At 63.5% G+C, this 15,764-nt stretch carries 14 protein-coding genes and 1 pseudogene; 9 read left to right on the top strand and 6 right to left on the bottom strand.

Features of this window, described 5'->3' with window-relative positions; translation table 11 throughout:
- Positions 1–65: 65 nt before the first annotated feature.
- From X733_RS163255 to X733_RS163265, 3 genes are all read left to right on the top strand, one after another.
- Positions 66–374, top strand: coding sequence for a putative quinol monooxygenase (locus X733_RS163255; protein WP_023691624.1), 309 nt, complete (start codon positions 66–68; stop codon positions 372–374).
- 80 nt (positions 375–454) lie between these two features.
- Entirely contained in the window at positions 455–1,543 is a 1,089-nt protein-coding gene (locus X733_RS163260; protein ID WP_023817392.1) for an AbrB family transcriptional regulator, read from the top strand.
- Positions 1,544–1,576: 33 nt separating this feature from the next.
- A complete protein-coding gene (locus X733_RS163265; RefSeq protein ID WP_245260173.1) occupies positions 1,577–2,341 on the top strand; it encodes an SDR family NAD(P)-dependent oxidoreductase in 765 nt (254 codons plus the stop codon).
- A 149-nt stretch (positions 2,342–2,490) separates the two neighbouring features.
- Here X733_RS163265 and X733_RS163270 read toward each other — a convergent pair whose 3' ends face one another.
- Complete coding sequence (locus tag X733_RS163270; protein ID WP_023817391.1) at positions 2,491–3,387, bottom strand: LysR family transcriptional regulator; 897 nt, start codon at positions 3,385–3,387, stop codon at positions 2,491–2,493.
- A gap of 146 nt (positions 3,388–3,533) precedes the next feature.
- Here X733_RS163270 and X733_RS163275 point away from each other — a divergent pair, with 146 nt between their 5' ends.
- Entirely contained in the window at positions 3,534–5,069 is a 1,536-nt protein-coding gene (locus X733_RS163275) for an MFS transporter (RefSeq protein ID WP_023724998.1), read from the top strand.
- Between the two features lie 10 nt (positions 5,070–5,079).
- Here the strand turns inward: X733_RS163275 and X733_RS163280 are convergent, their stop codons facing one another.
- From X733_RS163280 to X733_RS163290, 3 genes are read right to left on the bottom strand one after another with little or no spacing between them, the layout of a single operon-like run.
- Positions 5,080–5,394, bottom strand: coding sequence for a nuclear transport factor 2 family protein (locus X733_RS163280; RefSeq protein ID WP_031192978.1), 315 nt, complete (start codon positions 5,392–5,394; stop codon positions 5,080–5,082).
- Positions 5,394–6,170, bottom strand: a complete 777-nt coding sequence (locus X733_RS163285; protein ID WP_023724999.1) for an alpha/beta hydrolase-fold protein — start codon at positions 6,168–6,170, stop codon at positions 5,394–5,396. Before X733_RS163285 ends, X733_RS163280 begins: the two co-directional genes overlap by 1 nt.
- 5 nt (positions 6,171–6,175) lie before the next feature.
- On the bottom strand, positions 6,176–7,342 hold the full coding sequence (locus X733_RS163290) for an ATP-grasp domain-containing protein (RefSeq protein WP_023754961.1): 1,167 nt from the start codon (positions 7,340–7,342) through the stop codon (positions 6,176–6,178).
- 482 nt (positions 7,343–7,824) lie between these two features.
- Between X733_RS163290 and leuA the strand changes: the two genes are divergently transcribed.
- The 4 genes from leuA (at position 7,825) to X733_RS163310 (ending at position 13,072) form a co-directional block, all read left to right on the top strand.
- Positions 7,825–9,501 carry a 2-isopropylmalate synthase gene (gene leuA / locus X733_RS163295; protein WP_023737773.1) on the top strand — a complete coding sequence of 559 codons (1,677 nt, stop codon included), beginning with the start codon at positions 7,825–7,827 and terminating at the stop codon, positions 9,499–9,501.
- A 192-nt stretch (positions 9,502–9,693) separates the two neighbouring features.
- Positions 9,694–11,463, top strand: a complete 1,770-nt coding sequence (locus X733_RS163300) for a hypothetical protein (RefSeq protein WP_023817390.1) — start codon at positions 9,694–9,696, stop codon at positions 11,461–11,463.
- A gap of 103 nt (positions 11,464–11,566) precedes the next feature.
- Positions 11,567–12,370 carry an alpha/beta fold hydrolase gene (locus X733_RS163305; RefSeq protein WP_023817389.1) on the top strand — a complete coding sequence of 268 codons (804 nt, stop codon included), beginning with the start codon at positions 11,567–11,569 and terminating at the stop codon, positions 12,368–12,370.
- Positions 12,371–12,454: 84 nt separating this feature from the next.
- Positions 12,455–13,072, top strand: a complete 618-nt coding sequence (locus tag X733_RS163310; protein WP_023817388.1) for a hypothetical protein — start codon at positions 12,455–12,457, stop codon at positions 13,070–13,072.
- On the opposite strand, the pseudogene X733_RS01000000165780 reads toward X733_RS163310, so the two are convergent.
- Positions 13,073–14,075, bottom strand: a pseudogene (locus X733_RS01000000165780) (metallophosphoesterase).
- A gap of 71 nt (positions 14,076–14,146) precedes the next feature.
- Between X733_RS01000000165780 and X733_RS163315 the strand changes: the two are divergent.
- Positions 14,147–14,647: an NUDIX domain-containing protein gene (locus X733_RS163315; protein ID WP_031192976.1), complete on the top strand. Its 501-nt coding sequence runs from the start codon at positions 14,147–14,149 to the stop codon at positions 14,645–14,647.
- Positions 14,648–14,663: 16 nt separating this feature from the next.
- On the opposite strand, the gene X733_RS163320 is transcribed toward X733_RS163315, so the two are convergent.
- On the bottom strand, positions 14,664–15,650 hold the full coding sequence (locus X733_RS163320) for a glutathione S-transferase family protein (protein WP_023699707.1): 987 nt from the start codon (positions 15,648–15,650) through the stop codon (positions 14,664–14,666).
- Between the last annotated feature and the right edge of the window lie 114 nt (positions 15,651–15,764).

The raw sequence follows: 15,764 nt of genomic DNA, 5'->3' as shown, positions 1-15,764 counted from the left end.
ACTGCGTCTCGAAACCATGCATGTCGTGCGCACGTTTGCTGAGGTTGGAAGAAAGGGGAGAGGCAATGTACGGATTGATCGGAAAGATGCGGGCGGCGCGCGGCCAGCGCGACGCGATCATGGATGTCCTGCTCGCCTCGACCGGCGCCATGCCGGGTTGCCTGAGTTATGTCATCGCCCGCGACCCGGCCGATGCCGACGCGATCTGGGTGACCGAAGTGTGGACCGACGCCGCAAGCCACAAGGCTTCGCTGCAACTGCCGGAGGTCCAGGCAGCGATCGCCAAGGCCCGGCCGATCATCGCCGGCTTCGAATTCCAGGTCGAGACCCATCCGGCCGGCGGTTTCGGCCTGCCCGCCATCAAGAACGAGTGACATCCCAACGCGGGGTCGGGGTCGTGAATTTCGTCCGAGACAGCGTTCGCATTTTTCTCTTCCAGGTCTAAGACCCAAACATGGACTCTTCGCCAGACCAACCGGCCGTCGAACGCATGGCGCGCATGCTTCCAGTCCGACAGTGGCTGGTGCTGCTGATCGTCTCGCTGCTGTTCGCCGGCGCGCTGGAATACGCCGCACTGCCGGCGGCGCTGCTGATCGGCCCGATGCTGGCGGCGATCCTTGCCGGCACCAATGGCGCCACGGTGCGCGTGCCGCGGCCGCTGTTCGCCGCCGCCCAGGCCTTGGTCGGCTGTCTGGTCGCGGCGTCGATCTCCACCGACATTTTTTCGGTGTTCTACAAGGAATGGCCGCTGGTCCTTGTCGTGGTGCTGGCGACCCTTGCGGCGTCCAGCCTGCTTGGCTGGTTGATCAGCCGCTGGCGCATCCTGCCCGGCACCACCGCGGTCTGGGGCTCGTCGCCGGGTGCTGCCACTGCCATGGTGCTGATGGCCGGTGCCTTCGGCGCCGATCAGCGCCTCGTCGCCTTCATGCAGTATCTGCGCGTCATCTTCGTCTCGATGACGGCGGCGCTCGTCGCCAAGATGTGGGTCGACACTTCGGGCATCGAGGTACCAGCCATCGTCTGGTTCCCGCTGATCGAACCGGCAGCCTTTGCCGCCACGCTCGGCGTGGCGCTGGTCGGCGGCCTGCTTGGCCGGTTGTGCCGGCTGCCGTCACCCTTCTTCCTCGGCACTTTCATCTTTGGCACCATAGTCCATCTCGGCTTCGGCGTGGCGATGCAATTGCCGCCATGGCTGCTGGCGCTCTCCTATGCGATGGTCGGCTGGTCGATAGGGCTGAATTTTACCCGGGCGATCCTGCGTCATGCGACACGGGCGCTGCCGCAGATCGTCGGCTCTATCGTCGTGCTGATCGCCTTTTGCGGCGGGCTAGCCTGGCTGATCAGCCACGTCCTTGGTATCGATCCGCTGACCGCCTATCTCGCGACCAGCCCCGGCGGCATGGACAGCGTCGCCATCATTGCCGCCGCCGCGCAGAACGTCGACATATCCTTCGTCATGGCCTTGCAGTCGACCCGCTTCCTGGTCGTGCTCATCGCCGGGCCGAGCATAGCGCGGCTGGTGGCGAGAGCCGTCAGGGACTGAGATTCAAATATCCAGGGAAGAGGAAAAGTGCCCATGAAACGTCGTGTGAATGCCGTCGATCTCTCAGGCCGGGTCGCCGTGGTGACCGGCGGCGCGCAAGGCATCGGCCTTGCCGTCGCCCGGCGACTGCTGTCATCGGGTGCCAGCGTCGCCATCTGGGATGTGGACGAGACCGCCATGGCGAAGGCCGTTTCCGAACTCGCCCCGCTCGGCCGGGTCGAGGGTTTGCTGTGCGATCAATCGCTGATGGAGGCCGTCGACAGCGCCGCGACCGAAACCGAGCGCTCGCTTGGTCCGGTCGATCTGCTGGTAAACAATGCCGGCATCGCCGGACCGGCAGCGGCGGTGGCGGATTATGATCCTGCCGCCTGGCGCCAGATAATCGACATCGACCTCAACGGCGTCTTCTACTGCTGCAAGCGCCTGGTGCCCGGCATGATCGCGCGCAGCTACGGCCGCATCGTCAACATCGCCTCGGTCGCAGGCAAGGAAGGCAATCCGAATGCCGCCGCCTATTCCGCCGCCAAAGCCGGCGTGCTCGCGCTGACAAAATCGCTCGGTAAGGAACTGGCCGGCCACGACATCGCCGTCAATGCGCTGACCCCATCGCCCGCCCGCACCCGCATCCTCGAACAGCTCACTGAGGCCCAGGTCGCCTACATGCTGGGCAAGGTGCCGCGAGGCCGGTTCGTCGAAGTCGAAGAGGCGGCTGCGATGATCGCCTTCATGCTATCGGACGAAAATTCCTTCACCACCGGCGCAACGTTCGATCTCTCCGGCGGCCGCGCCACCTACTGAGAAGCGCCGCTGTTCCTCGCTGTCGCCGTCGCTGTCGGCCGCGAAGGACTAGATCATGATGAGATTTCGTTGAAATTTCATCATGATCTAACCCTTTGTTGGAGCATGATCTTTTCTAAAAACCGGTACCCACTTTTTGGGATCATGCTCTAAGAGCCGCCCAGCGTCGCGGCAAGCCGGTCGGGAAGGAAATCGACGAAGGCGCGAACCTTCGGCGACAAATGACGATTGGACGGCCACAGCAACCGGAACTGGCCGCGGCCGTCGACATGGTCGTCCAGCACCGTGCGCAGCAGGCCGTCACGCAGCGCCTCGCGGACCAGGAAATCGGGCATCGAGCTGATGCCGAGCCCGGCCATCGTGGCGCCCTTCAGCGCCTCCGTGTTGTTGCAGGTCAGCATCGAGCGGACCTGCGGCTCGGCGCTGCCGCCGATGAACGGCCAGCCTTGCAGCTTGCCGCTGTTGGGAAAGCGGAAGCGGATGCCGTAATGGTTCACGAGATCGTCCGGACCGCTCGGGTTGCCGTGCTGCTCGATATAGGAGGGTGCCGCACACAACAGCAGCCGGAAGGGTGCAAGCGGCCGCGCCACCAGGCGCGAATCCGGCAGGTCGCCGCTGCGGATCGCGATGTCGACGCCTTCGTCGATGAGGTCGACGATGCGGTCGTTGAAGTCGATGTCGAGTTCGATTTCGGGATAGCGCGCCATGAACTCCGACAGCACCGGGAACAGCAAATGATAGGTCACGATCGGCGTCGAAACGCGCAGCCGCCCATGCGGTGTTTCGCGGCTCCGCGACAGCATCGCCTCGGCATCGTCGATGTCGTCGAGGATGCGCCGCACCCGCTCGTTGAACAGCTTGCCCTCTTCGGTCAGGCCGATGCGGCGCGTGCTGCGCTGAAGCAACCTTACGCCGAGATCCTGCTCGAGCCTGGCGATGCTCTTGCCGACGGCCGATGCCGAGATGCCGAGCGTGCGGCCCGCAGCGATGAAGCTGCCGAACTCAGCCGTGCGGGCAAAGGCCAGGAGCCCATTGAGGCGTTCCATCGCATCTCTCCATTCGAGCGTTTCAGTCCGGTATATCTGGAGATCTAACACTATTTTTCTCGAAGTGTCGCGAGCCTATCTTCCCGTTACGACCGGCGCAGCAAGCTTGCGGCAGGCCGGCGGATCCTGGTTCAGATAGGAAATCCATGACCTCGAAGACCACAAACGGCGCGGTCGCGCCATGGCTTGTCCTGTTGTCGGTATGCCTTGCCGCCATGACAATGCCCTTGACCTTCACCGGCCCGGCCGTCGCGCTTTCCCGCATTGCGGCCGACCTCGGCGGCAGCCCGATCGCGCTCAACTGGGTGACCAACGCCTTCATGCTGACCTTCGCCGCCACCTTGATGGCATCAGGCGCGCTGGCCGACAATCATGGCCGCAAGCGGCTCTTCCTTGTTGGCCTCGCCACCTATGTGCTGGCATCGCTGGGATCGATGTTTGCCCCTGATATCGTCTGGTTCGATGTGCTCAGGGCTGCGCAAGGGCTCGGCAGTGCCGCCGCCTTTGCCGGCGGCGCCTCCGCTCTTGCCCAGGAATTCGATGGGCCATTGCGGCTGCGCGCCTTCTCCTTCCTCGGCACCAGTTTCGGCATCGGCCTCGCTTTTGGGCCGATCGCGTCGGGCCTGCTCATAGATGCTTTCGGCTGGCGATCGATCTTCGTCTTGGTGGCCGTGCTCGCGATTGCAGCCGCTTTGCTCGGCCTGCGCACCATCAGGGAATCGCGCGATCCGGATGCGACCGGCCTCGACTGGGCGGGAGCCGGCACCTTTACGATCGCGCTGGCATCGCTGACCTACGGCGTGCTGCAAGCGCCGCAGAGCGGCTGGACCGATCCCCTGGTGATCGCGCTTCTCGTGGCGGCCGCCCTTTGCTTTGCCGCTTTCGTCGTCGTCGAGCGGCGCGTGCGCCGGCCGATGCTTGATCTCTCGCTGTTCCGCTTTCCCCGCTTCGTCGGCGCCCAGTTCCTGGCGGCCGCTCCCGCCTATGGCTTCGTCGTCCTGCTGGTGCTGTTGCCGATCCGCTTCATCGGCATCGAGAGGATGAGCGAGATCAAGGGGGGGCAGTTGATGATCTGCCTGTCGGGACCGCTGTTGATCCTGCCACTGCTCGCCGGCCAGGTAGCGCGCTGGATCGCTCCGGCAACGATCTGCGGTGTCGGCCTGCTTGTGGCCGCCGGCGGCCTTGTCTGGCTGAGCCTGACACCGCCTGTCGTCGCAGCGCTGGTGGCGCCGCTGATCCTCATAGGCGTCGGCATCGCCTTGCCCTGGGGGCTGATGGACGGACTTGCCGTCGGCGTCGTGCCGAAAGAGCGTGCCGGCATGGCGGTCGGCATCTTCAACACCACCCGCGTCGCTTGCGAAGGCGTGGCGCTGGCGATCGTCATGGCAGTCCTGTCGGGTTTCACGGCAGCCCAACTGGCGGCTCAGGGAACGGCGTCTTCCCTGGATGCAACCGCCGCCGCGCAGCTGCTGGTGACCGGCAACATCGGCGAAGCGGCAGCCCGCTTGCCGGGTGCCGGAGCCACGGTCCTGGTCCAGGCCTATGAGATCGCGTTCGACAGGCTGCTGATCGTGCTGGCGGCAATCACCATCGTCACCGCCCTTGTCGTCTTTCTCGGCTTGCGCCGTGGATCGGCGGTGGAACACGAGACCATTGCTCTGCCGGTTTGCCAGGAAGGGTAGCTGAGCCGCGTCAGGAGATGACGAGGCTCGCTATGCGGTGGCCGTCCAGCACGAAGGTCATGTCACCCTCGCCGTTGAAGCCATTGCCTTTCACGGCAATGCGGACGCGGTAGCTGCCCTCGACCTCGGCGATGCGGACAATGCGAAGATTGGACTTCACGCCGATATTGTCCGACTGGTTCCAGCGCGCGATCTGCTGGCGGCCTTGGAAGGACCGCCCCCAGTCGGTCAGGGACGCGTCGGCTGTGAACGTGTGGAGAACGGCTTCGCTATCACCCGCATTGGTGGCCTCGATAAAGCGGCGGATAGGTTCGGGTGTGGTCATCAATCGAGCCGGTGCATCAGATCATCATCCAGCCAGCGGCCGAAGAAATAGACCAGCTGCTTGTGCCACCATGGCCAGTCATGACTGACATCGCCGCCCCAATAGTCGACCCAGGCGGGAATGGATTTGTCGCGCAGGATCTGTTCCAGCCTGCGGGTCTCGACCAGCATCCGCTCTTCCCAGGCGCCCTGCCCGCAGCAGAAGATCATCCTCAGCGACTTCAGCCGGGCAAGCAGCTTTGGGTCTACGGTGCCGGGCAGATAGTCGAGCGGTGAATTGTAGAAGATATCACCTTCCAGCGCCTTGCCGAAGAAGTCGCCCGCCGAATAGACGCCCGACAGCGCGATGACGCCGCTGGCGAGTTCGGGAAAGCGAAAGACGAAGTTCGTGGAATGATAACCGCCCATCGAACAGCCGGTGAACAGCGGCTTTAATTTGCGCCCGCCATTGGCTTGCTCAGCGGTCGCCAGAAACTCCGGCAGCGCCTCCTCGCGCACATATCGGAAATAAGCCTCGTGGCGACCGATGCGGTGGGCGGCGCCGGCATGCTTGTTGAAGAACGATTCCGAATCGACGCCGTCGACCGCGAACAGCTGGATGCGGCCGGTGTCGATGAATTCGGCCAGCGCTCCTACCCCGCCGGAATCCTCGAACTGGTAGAACCGCCCCTGCGACGTCGGGAACACCACCACCGGCCGGCCGGCATGGCCGTAGCGCTTGTATTCCATGTCGCGGCCGAGATTGCCGGAGAAATGCTTGTGATAGGAGATGTCCATCGCGTTCAAGCCTTTTCCGCGTGGATGTAGGCGACGGCCGCGCGCAGTGCTGCTTCGTCTTTCGAGCGCATCTGGTAGGCGTAATTTCCCATGGCGCGGCTGAAAACCTCTTCAATTGGCTGATGATGGACGATCTTGTCGCGATGCGCGGCTAGCACGTCCTCATGGCTGTGCAAATAGTGGAGGTGCTGCTTGCGGCTGGCATAAGCGGTGAAATACTTGCCCTCATAAGGACCACCGGTGGCATCCTTCACCACCATGTCCGCCCAGGCCGCGTAGACGTCGATGTCGAACGTGTAGTTGATCGCATCGGTCATCCAGGCGCCGGGCGGCCGCATGTTGACCTCAAGCGCGATGACGCGGTCGTCCTTGGTTTCGAACAGCTCGATGTGGAAGAAGCGCTCGCGCACGTCGAACGCCTTGAGGATTTTGCGGCCGGCCTCTTCGATCGCCCGTCGGACCTTGGGAAAGCAGGTGTAGCTCATGTGGCGATCCTTGTTGACCACTTCCATGATGCTCTGGTCGTAGCGGTGGCTGGCCGCCAGCACCACCTCGCCGTCACGGTTGACCAGCCCATCGAAGGTCACCACCAGCCCCTCGATGAACTGCTCCATGACGAAGGTCACGTCCTCGGGCTTGTCTCTGAAAAACTGGTCAAGCTCCCTGGCGTTGGAAATCTTGAAGGTGTTCGAGGCGCCGGACCCGGAATCGGGCTTCACCACCACGGGATAGCCGACGCGGCGGATGAAGGTCATGGCGCCGGCCCGGTCGGAGCATTTGCGCTGGGCGATGGTGTCGACGCCGCTCTTGCGGAAGAATGCACGCATGCGGCTCTTGCGCTTCAAATTCTTCACGAAATCGAGCTTGGTGCCGTAGATGTTGAAGTCGGTGCGGATATTGGCCTCCAGCTCCAGCCAATGCTCGTTGAGGGACTCGAAGCGCTCGATCCGGCCCCATTTGTGGATGAAATGACCCATCGCCCGGAACACCGGATCGTAGTCCTCCATGTCGGCGATGCGGTAATATTCCGACAGGGCCGCCTTCAGCTTGCCGTCCAGCGCCTCATAAGGCGCATCGCCAATGCCCAGCACCGTAGCGCCGGCCTTTTTCAGCCGGTCGCAGAAATCGGCGCCGTTGGCGGGAAAATGCGGCGAGAAGAAAACAAAATTCACGGATGACCCCTCCGACGGCGAAGCATTGCGGCCCCGGCTACACGCAAGTCTGGCGCATTTGCCGCGCATGGGGAAGAGTGCTCGCGAGTGGTGGAATGGCAGCCCACTTGCCTGTCCATGGCGGCTCCTGTATGAACCCCGCCATGAACACGCGCGTCTCCTCCGTCGCTTCCCGTCCGACCGGCTTTGCCGGCGAGACCGTGCGCGCGCTGGCATCGACCCTGCTTCTTCTCGGCCTTATCGGCGATCGCCGGGTTCGCTGAAGGAGCGCCCGGCGGTCGAACCGCCGCTTACGCGCACGCTCCTTGGCCAGTTCAGAAATTGGCAATTCACATCAAGCGAACGAAAATCTGATAAGGCGCTGCTCGCCCTGGAATCCGTCCGAAGACCGATCCGCGAGCCGCCGGGAGAACAAGACGATGAACGCACGAGAAGACATCCGCGCCGGCGAAGCCGAAAGCGTAAAACGCGCGGCCGGCCACATGCCGGGCGCGGCCCGAAAATACCAGCCCTACCCGACGGTCGGTCTCACCGACCGCACCTGGCCCAACAAGGTCATCGACAAGGCACCGGTCTGGTGCTCGGTCGATTTGCGCGACGGCAACCAGGCGCTGATCGATCCGATGGGTCATGAGCGCAAGGCGCGCATGTTCGCCCTGCTGCTCGACATGGGTTTCAAGGAGATCGAGATAGGTTTCCCCTCGGCCTCGCAGACCGATTTCGATTTCGCCCGCTGGTGCATCGAGGAAGGCAATGTGCCGGCTGATGTTTCGCTACAGGTGCTGGTGCAGTGCCGTCCCGAACTCATCACCCGCACCTTCGAATCTCTGAAGGGCGCCACCAACCCGATCGTGCATTTCTACAATTCGACCAGCGAGTTGCAGCGTCGCGTCGTCTTCGAGAAGGATGTCGGCGGTATCAAGCGCATCGCCACCGACGCGGCCAAGATGATCACCGACATGGCGGCCAAGGCCGGCGGCGGTTATCGCTTCGAATATTCGCCCGAAAGCTTTACCGGCACCGAGCTCGAAGTCGCGCTGGAGATATGCAACGCCGTCACCGAGATCGTGAAGCCGACAGCCGACAACAAGCTGATCATCAACCTGCCGTCGACGGTCGAGATGTCGACGCCCAACATCTATGCCGACCGGATCGAATGGATGTGCCGCAACCTGGACGACCGCGAGAACCTGCTGATCTCGCTGCACCCCCACAACGATCGCGGCACCGGCATCGCCACCACCGAGCTCGGCCTGATGGCGGGTGCGGACCGCGTCGAAGGCACGCTGTTCGGCAATGGCGAGCGCACCGGAAATGTCGACATCGTGACGCTGGCGCTCAACATGTACACGCAAGGCGTCGATCCCCATCTGGATTGCTCCGACATCAACCGGATGAAGGACGTCTACGAATATTCCAACCAGCTGAAGATCTCCGAGCGCCATCCCTATGTCGGCGAACTCGTCTACACCGCCTTTTCCGGCTCGCACCAGGACGCCATCAACAAGGGCATGAAGGCCTTGAAGAAGGCCAACACGCCGGTCTGGGAAGTGCCCTATCTGCCGATCGATCCGGCCGATGTCGGACGCAGCTACGAGGCGATCATCCGCATCAACTCGCAGTCGGGCAAAGGCGGCATCGCCTATGTACTGCAGGCCGATTACGGCCTCAATCTGCCGCGCAACCTGCAGATCGAGTTCAGCCAGGAGATCCAGGCGATCACCGACGCCGAAGGCAAGGAAGTGCCGGCAAAACGCATCCATGACCGCTTTATTGAAACCTATGTCGACCAGCCCGGCGCACGGCTGAAGTTCCTCGACCATCACACCTATCCCGATACCGAGAAAAAGGGCCGGCGCGTGGTCGAGGCGGTGATCCTCGACAACGGCAAGGAGACGACAATCGCCGGCTCCGGCACCGGCCCGATCGACGGCTTCGTCGATGCGCTGTCGCGTCATGTTGGCGTCGACATGTCGGTGCTTGATTATTCCGAACATTCGCTCCAGCGCGGCTCGAACGCCTCGGCGATTTCCTATGTCGAGATGGAATATCCCGGCAGCAAGCTGTTCGGCGCCGGCATCAACACCAACATCGTCGCCGCCTCGCTGGAAGCCGTTGTTTCGGCCGCCAACCGGATAATCGGCCGCAAGGCCGGCTGATATTTCCCGGGCGCCGAATGTCCGCGGCGCCCGGAAATCCCCTATTTGCCGAGGGAAATTCCGGTTTTTTGTGTCAACCACCGGCAACTATCCGGTGTGTTACGCGATCGCATAACATAAGCATGCTTGTATGGAAGTGCAGGCTCTATATGATTGCGCCTCAACCTGTGCCGACTTCGAGAGGATCGACACTTGCAGCATGCCACGCCTGCCGCCCCCGCAGTGCGCGAGACACTGGAGCGACTGCTCGCCAGCGAAACGTTCGGACGTTCCGAGCGCGCGCGCAAGTTGCTGCGCTATCTTGTTGAGCGCGAGCAGGCCGGCGAAGCCGACAGGCTCAAGGGTTTCTCCATCGCCATGGACGTCTTCGGCAAGGACGGCGATTTCGATTCGTCGACCGACGCCGTTGTCCGGGTGCAGGCAGGCCGGCTGCGCGAACTTCTCCAGCATTATTTCGCCAATGAAGGCATAGCCGAACCGGTTCGCATTGCCATTCCGCGCGGCGGCTACGTGCCGTCCTATGAGCTCAACGCCATACGCCTGCCGGTTGGGCAGGAGCCGCTTGCGGCGGCGGTAGCCGCCTTGCCCGGATCGCCCGACCAGACGGCTCTTGACGCCGTTCCCGCTGGCGCGACGGCCGCGGGGGTTACAGAACCTGGGCCTTCGCTGGCGCGCCATCTCCAGTTCTTCTGGGTCGCCATGACGCTGGTCATCCTCATGCTGGGCGTGCTCATCCTGCGCCAGGGCAGCGGCGCATTGCTTGCCAGCAGTGATCCGACCTCGGTGGTCGAGACTGCTGGCGTAACGAGCAGCATCGCATCGCCGTCGATGGAGGCCCTGCCCCTCGTCTACATCGCCGTGAAGGCCACCGGCCCCGAGGCCGGCCGCGTCGCCGCTTCGCTGCGCGCCGGCCTTGCCGGTTTCGACACCATCGACTTCATCGGCCGCGACGCCGACAGCAAGCGCGACCCAAGCACCGACCCGACCAGCTTCGTTTTCGATGTCCTGCCGGGACCAATGGCAGGTGACGTGACGCTCGAACTGCAGAGCGTGGCGACCGGCCGCGTGCTTTTGTCCCGCAGTCTGACGGCCGCCGACAGCGCACCTGGCACCGTCGAGGATCGTATCGCCGCCATCCTCAGCTCGACCATTCCCGCCTCCGGCCCGCTCTACAGCTACATCGAACAGAACGGCATTCAGACCGGGCTGACGAGCTGCCTGATCCTCAACGACAGATACTATCTCGACCAGAGCACCAGGACGCACGAGGCTGCCTATCGCTGCCTGGACAAGCTCGCCGGCCAGGGTGCGAAATCGTCCTTGGTCTATTCGGAACTGGCCTCCCTGACCCTTGAGGCCGCCACCGATCATTACGCCTATCCACCTGGCGCGACGGTCGAACAGGCAATGTCTTTCGCCCATCGCGCCATCCAGATGGGACCGACCAGCCCTTATGCGCACCGCGCCTACGGCTACCTCAACTCGCGCCTCGGCAACACCGAGGAATCGATCCGCTGGATGCGCAAGGCCTATGAGCTCAACCCCTACGACCTCGGCATGGCTGCCGCTTACGGCTATGGCCTGATCTTTGCCGGCAAATATGCCGAGGGAACACCCATCCTGACCCATGCCGTTGAGACGTTCAGCGGCCATCCGACATGGTGGGATTTTGGGCTTTTCGCCGGGCAATTCATGCTGGGCGACATGAACAAGGCCGCGATAGCCAGCGAGTCGCTGCGCACGACGGCGATGAAATCGCACTATCTGGCGGCGCGGCTGATCGGCGCCAAGGCTGCCGGCCGCGAACAGCTGGCAGCCAAGCTTCTGGATGAGCTGACCACCAAATTCCCGAAATTCGCCGCCGATCCGCGCGCGGCCTTCGCCGAGCGCAAATATCCCGCCGATCTGACCGACCGGCTGGTTGAGGCGCTGCGCGCCGCGGGCCTCGACAACGCCAGCTAGTCTTTCCGGATCGCGAAAACTTTACTGGCCATCGGTCTGGACTGGGAGCAATCCAGCCTCGATTCGAATTTCCTCTCCAGTCTTGCAATAATCGCACATTTTCATGGTCTCATCCCTCTATGTTGCCGAGCGGGGCGCCGGGCCGAAGACGGTCGTCCTGCTGCATGGCTTCGGTCGTTGCCATGATATCTGGCGCGAGGTGACCGCGTCGCTAGGGCCCGATGTCAGGACCTTGGCCTACGATCTTCCGGGACACGGACTGTCTCTCGAATTTCCTGGCAGCGGCCCGGCCAAAACAGCGGCGCGAGCGGTTCTCGCCGATATCGCCGCACGCGGGATAGCAAGGGTGCATGTCGCCGGTCATTCGATGGGCGGCGCGGTCGCCTCCCTGATGGCGCTTGCCGAGCCTGAAAGGATAGGCTCGCTGACGCTTCTGGCGCCGGGCGGTGTTGGCCCCGAGATCAACGGACCGCTGTTGCGCCGCTACGCCGCGGCCGCCGACAGACGGGAAATCCGCGCCTGCCTTGCCGCCATGTCGGGACCGCGAAGCCCGCCGCCCGAACGCATCGTTGGCGTCCTGGCGGACCTACGCCGTCGCCCCGGCCAGTTGCGCAAGCTGATTGAGATATCGGCCGTCATGACCAGGAACGAGCGGCAGGGGGTCATACCCCGCGAACAGCTGGACACCCTCGACATGCCGGTGATGGTGGTTTGGGGAACGGACGATCCGGTGCTGCCCTTTACCCAGGCTGATTGTCTGCCGGCGCATTTTCATATTCATCACGTGCTCGATGCCGGCCATATGCTGGTCGAGGAAGTGCCTGATGTGGTCGCCCAGGCCGTGCGCCGAAACATGGCACGCCGCGGCAGGCGCCTGCGTCCGACATTCGAGGCCGCGGCGAGCTAACCTTACTGACGCCCGCATCTCGCCAGTGCATTTTGCCGCCGCCTGTGTTAACTCGCAATTAACCATATCAGCGAGGCGACGCCGATGAAGGACACTGGCGAAAACATCACCCCCATCGACACCTCCCGCAAACTGTCCGACGCCGTTCGCGATGTGAAAAATGCCTTCGCCGATCGCGACGATGTCGTGGTCGACATGCGCGAGGCGCACCGGATGCGGCTTGATCTGCTCGCCGCTGAGCTCGCCCCGGTCTTTGCCGACGTGCCCGCCGACATGGACAATTTCGACTTCGTCATCTCCTCCGGCCTGCAGCCCCGCCTGTGGATCGACGCCGTCAGCCATGTCGCCATGGGGCGCGACCGCCGCACCTACCGCTTTCTCAGGGATACCCGCATCGGCCGCGTCGTGCTCGCCGAATCGACCGATATGAAACCGGTCGCCGATCAGGTCACGCGCTATGTGGCGGAGCGTATCGTCGAGCGCCAGCGCATGATGGAGGGCGGTGTCGAGCCGGCCGTCGCCGACCTGAAACGCGCCGCCGTGCCGGAAGCTGAGCCGCCCTTGCAAGCAGCCGTGCCCCGCAGGGGCTGGTCGACGTTCCTTTCCGGTCTCGGCTTGGTCGCCGCCGGCGCGCTTGTTGGCCTGGCGGTGGCGGCCGCGCTGTTTTGGGATCGCCTGATGGCGATGAAGATCAGCTTCTGATCAACGATCTGGAGGCCTCGGTGTCTGCGCGCCGAGTTCAATGACCTGCAGGTCCGATGGCGGCAAGGCCGGCCCGGTCAGGCCGCGCCGCGTCAGGCGAATCAGCCAATTGCCCTTCTCCCCGTCAATATCGAGCAGATTGTACTGTGCCGCCGGGTTCTTGCTGCCTGGCGACTGCCCGGCGGCGGCGACGCCGACGACCGGAATCCTGGCGCCGCGCCCGCCGATGAAGAACAGCGACGGCAGATGCGAATGGCCGTGCAGCACGAGTTCGGCGCCATGCCTATGAACGGTCTTGTGGAAGCGGGAGATGCCGAACAGGCGCTTTTGCTGGGCGACGGCGCCGCGCACCGGCGGATGATGGATCATGATCACCCGCAACAGGCCGCGTTTGTTCGTTGCGTCGAGCACTGTCGCCAGCCTTTGCGCCTGACCTTCGAGGAAGAAGCCGTTGGCCATGAACGGCGCCGTGGCGCGCGCCGTCGAAACGCCGATCAGCGCGACATTGCCGCGTACGCGCAGATAGGGAAAAGCGTTGCGGTCGATCGGCGCAGTCACGCCGTCGCCGCTCATCCACGCCGCCCAGGAGCGGCAGACCTTGTCGAAGGCGCCCGGCACATAGGCGTCGTGGTTGCCCGGCACCACCGAGACATCCTCCGGCGAACCCAGCGTCTCAAGCCAGTGCTTGGCCATCTCGATNGTCGTGGTTGCCCGGCACCACCGAGACATCCTCCGGCGAACCCAGCGTCTCAAGCCAGTGCTTGGCCATCTCGATCTCGCCGTCGAGCGCCAGATTGACCAGATCGCCGGTAACGGTGAGGTGGTCGGGTGTGCTCGCCTTCATGTCGGCGACGATGGTGTCGATGACGGCATCGTGCATATGGCGGCGGCGGTTGCGCTGCCAGTTGACGTAGCCGACGACGCGCTTGGACGCGAGTTCGCGATAGGTTACACCGGGAAGCGGCCCCAGATGGACATCGGAAATATGCGCGAGCCTGAACATCCTTCCTTCATAGGCGACGCGCTCCCCGCTTTCCACTCACTGTTTCCTGCCCATCCACGGTTTCGCTAGTCATGGCTATATCGGACCCGGAGCAGGCGTTTCGCCAGACCGGCTGGGCAGGCCTCAGGGCAAGGCTGTTCCATCTCTATTTCCTGCTGCGGCGGCCGATGACGCTGGGCGTGCGCGGCCTGATCCACGATCGCGCCTCGAACACTGTCTTCCTCATCCGCCACACCTACGTTCCCGGCTGGCAATTGCCGGGCGGGGGCGTCGAAGTCGGCGAGACGCTCGGTGAGGCGCTGGTGCGCGAACTGGCCGAGGAAGGCAACATCGCGCTGACAGCCCAGCCGGTGCTGAAATCGATGCATTTCAACCGCCGCTCCAGCCGCCGCGACCATGTCGGCCTCTATCTCATCGAAACCTTCAACCAGATCGCGCCGAAACTGCCGGACCACGAGATCGCCGAAGCAGGCTTCTTTCCGCTCGACCGCTTGCCGCATGGCACGACGCCGGCGACGCTGCGGCGGCTTGCCGAGGTTTTTGAAGGCGAGCCGGTATCGCCGTACTGGTAGGCTGTCAATCCGATGCTCACGCCGCCTGCCTGAACCGCGCCCGGTCGTGCGGCGCGCCATAGTCGAGCCCAGGCCCGACCGGCACGATGCGCGTCGGGTTGATGCTCTCGTGGCTGCCGTAATAGTGCATTTTGATGTGGTGCAGGTTCACCGTGCCGGCGATACCGGGCACCTGGTAGAGGTCGCGCAGATAGTTCGAAAGGTTCGGATAGTCGGCGATGCGGCGCAGATTGCATTTGAAATGGCCGACATAGACCGGGTCGAAACGCACCAGCGTGGTGAACAGCCGCCAATCGGCCTCGGTGACACGCTCGCCAGTGAGATAGCGCTGTTTTGACAGTCGGCCCTCCAGCGTGTCGAGCGCCGCGAACAGCTCGCCGAACGCCTCTTCATAGGCCGCTTGCGTGGTGGCAAAGCCGGCGCGGTAGACGCCGTTGTTGACGGCGGGAAAGACCAGCGCATTGACCTTGTCGATCTCGCCGCGCAGGCCTGGCGGATAGGAATCGAGAGCGGCATCGCCCCACTCGTCGAAGGCCGAATTGAGCATGCGGATGATTTCGGCGGATTCGTTGGAGACGATGGTCTCTTCCTTCTTGTCCCACAGCACCGGCACCGAAACCCGGCCCGAATAGGCTGGATCGGCCTTGGTGTAGATTTGGTGCAGGAAGTCGAGGCCGTAGAGCGTGTCGCCGGTGGCGCCATCCTCGGCCAAAAACGTCCAGCCCTCAGCACCGAGGAAATGATGCACGACTGAAACCGGGATGATGTCTTCTAGCTTCTTCAGCGCGCGAAAGATCAGCGTGCGGTGCGCCCACGGACAGGCGAGCGAGACATAAAGATGGTAGCGTCCGGGCTCGGCCTTGAAGCCGCGCGTACGACCTTGCGCCGGCGCGCCGTCGCGCGTGATCCAGTCACGCCACTGCGTCTCGGCGCGGATGAACCTGCCGCTGCTATCGACATTGGCCGGACGGTCCTGCCATTTGCCTTCGACCAGCAATCCCATACGAAAACTCCTTGCGTGCCTTGGCCAATGTAGTCGCAAGGCGGCAATGCCGAAGCCGTCATCTGCTGAACAGAGCGTCACTCGTATGAAACGCCGGATGAAAACAGCCGATTG

Origin of the sequence: Mesorhizobium sp. L2C066B000, assembly GCF_000502335.1 — a bacterium.
GTDB lineage: Bacteria > Pseudomonadota > Alphaproteobacteria > Rhizobiales > Rhizobiaceae > Mesorhizobium.
The sequence above is the reverse complement of the archived record's forward strand: the minus strand, read 5'-3'. Positions and strand labels throughout refer to the sequence as shown.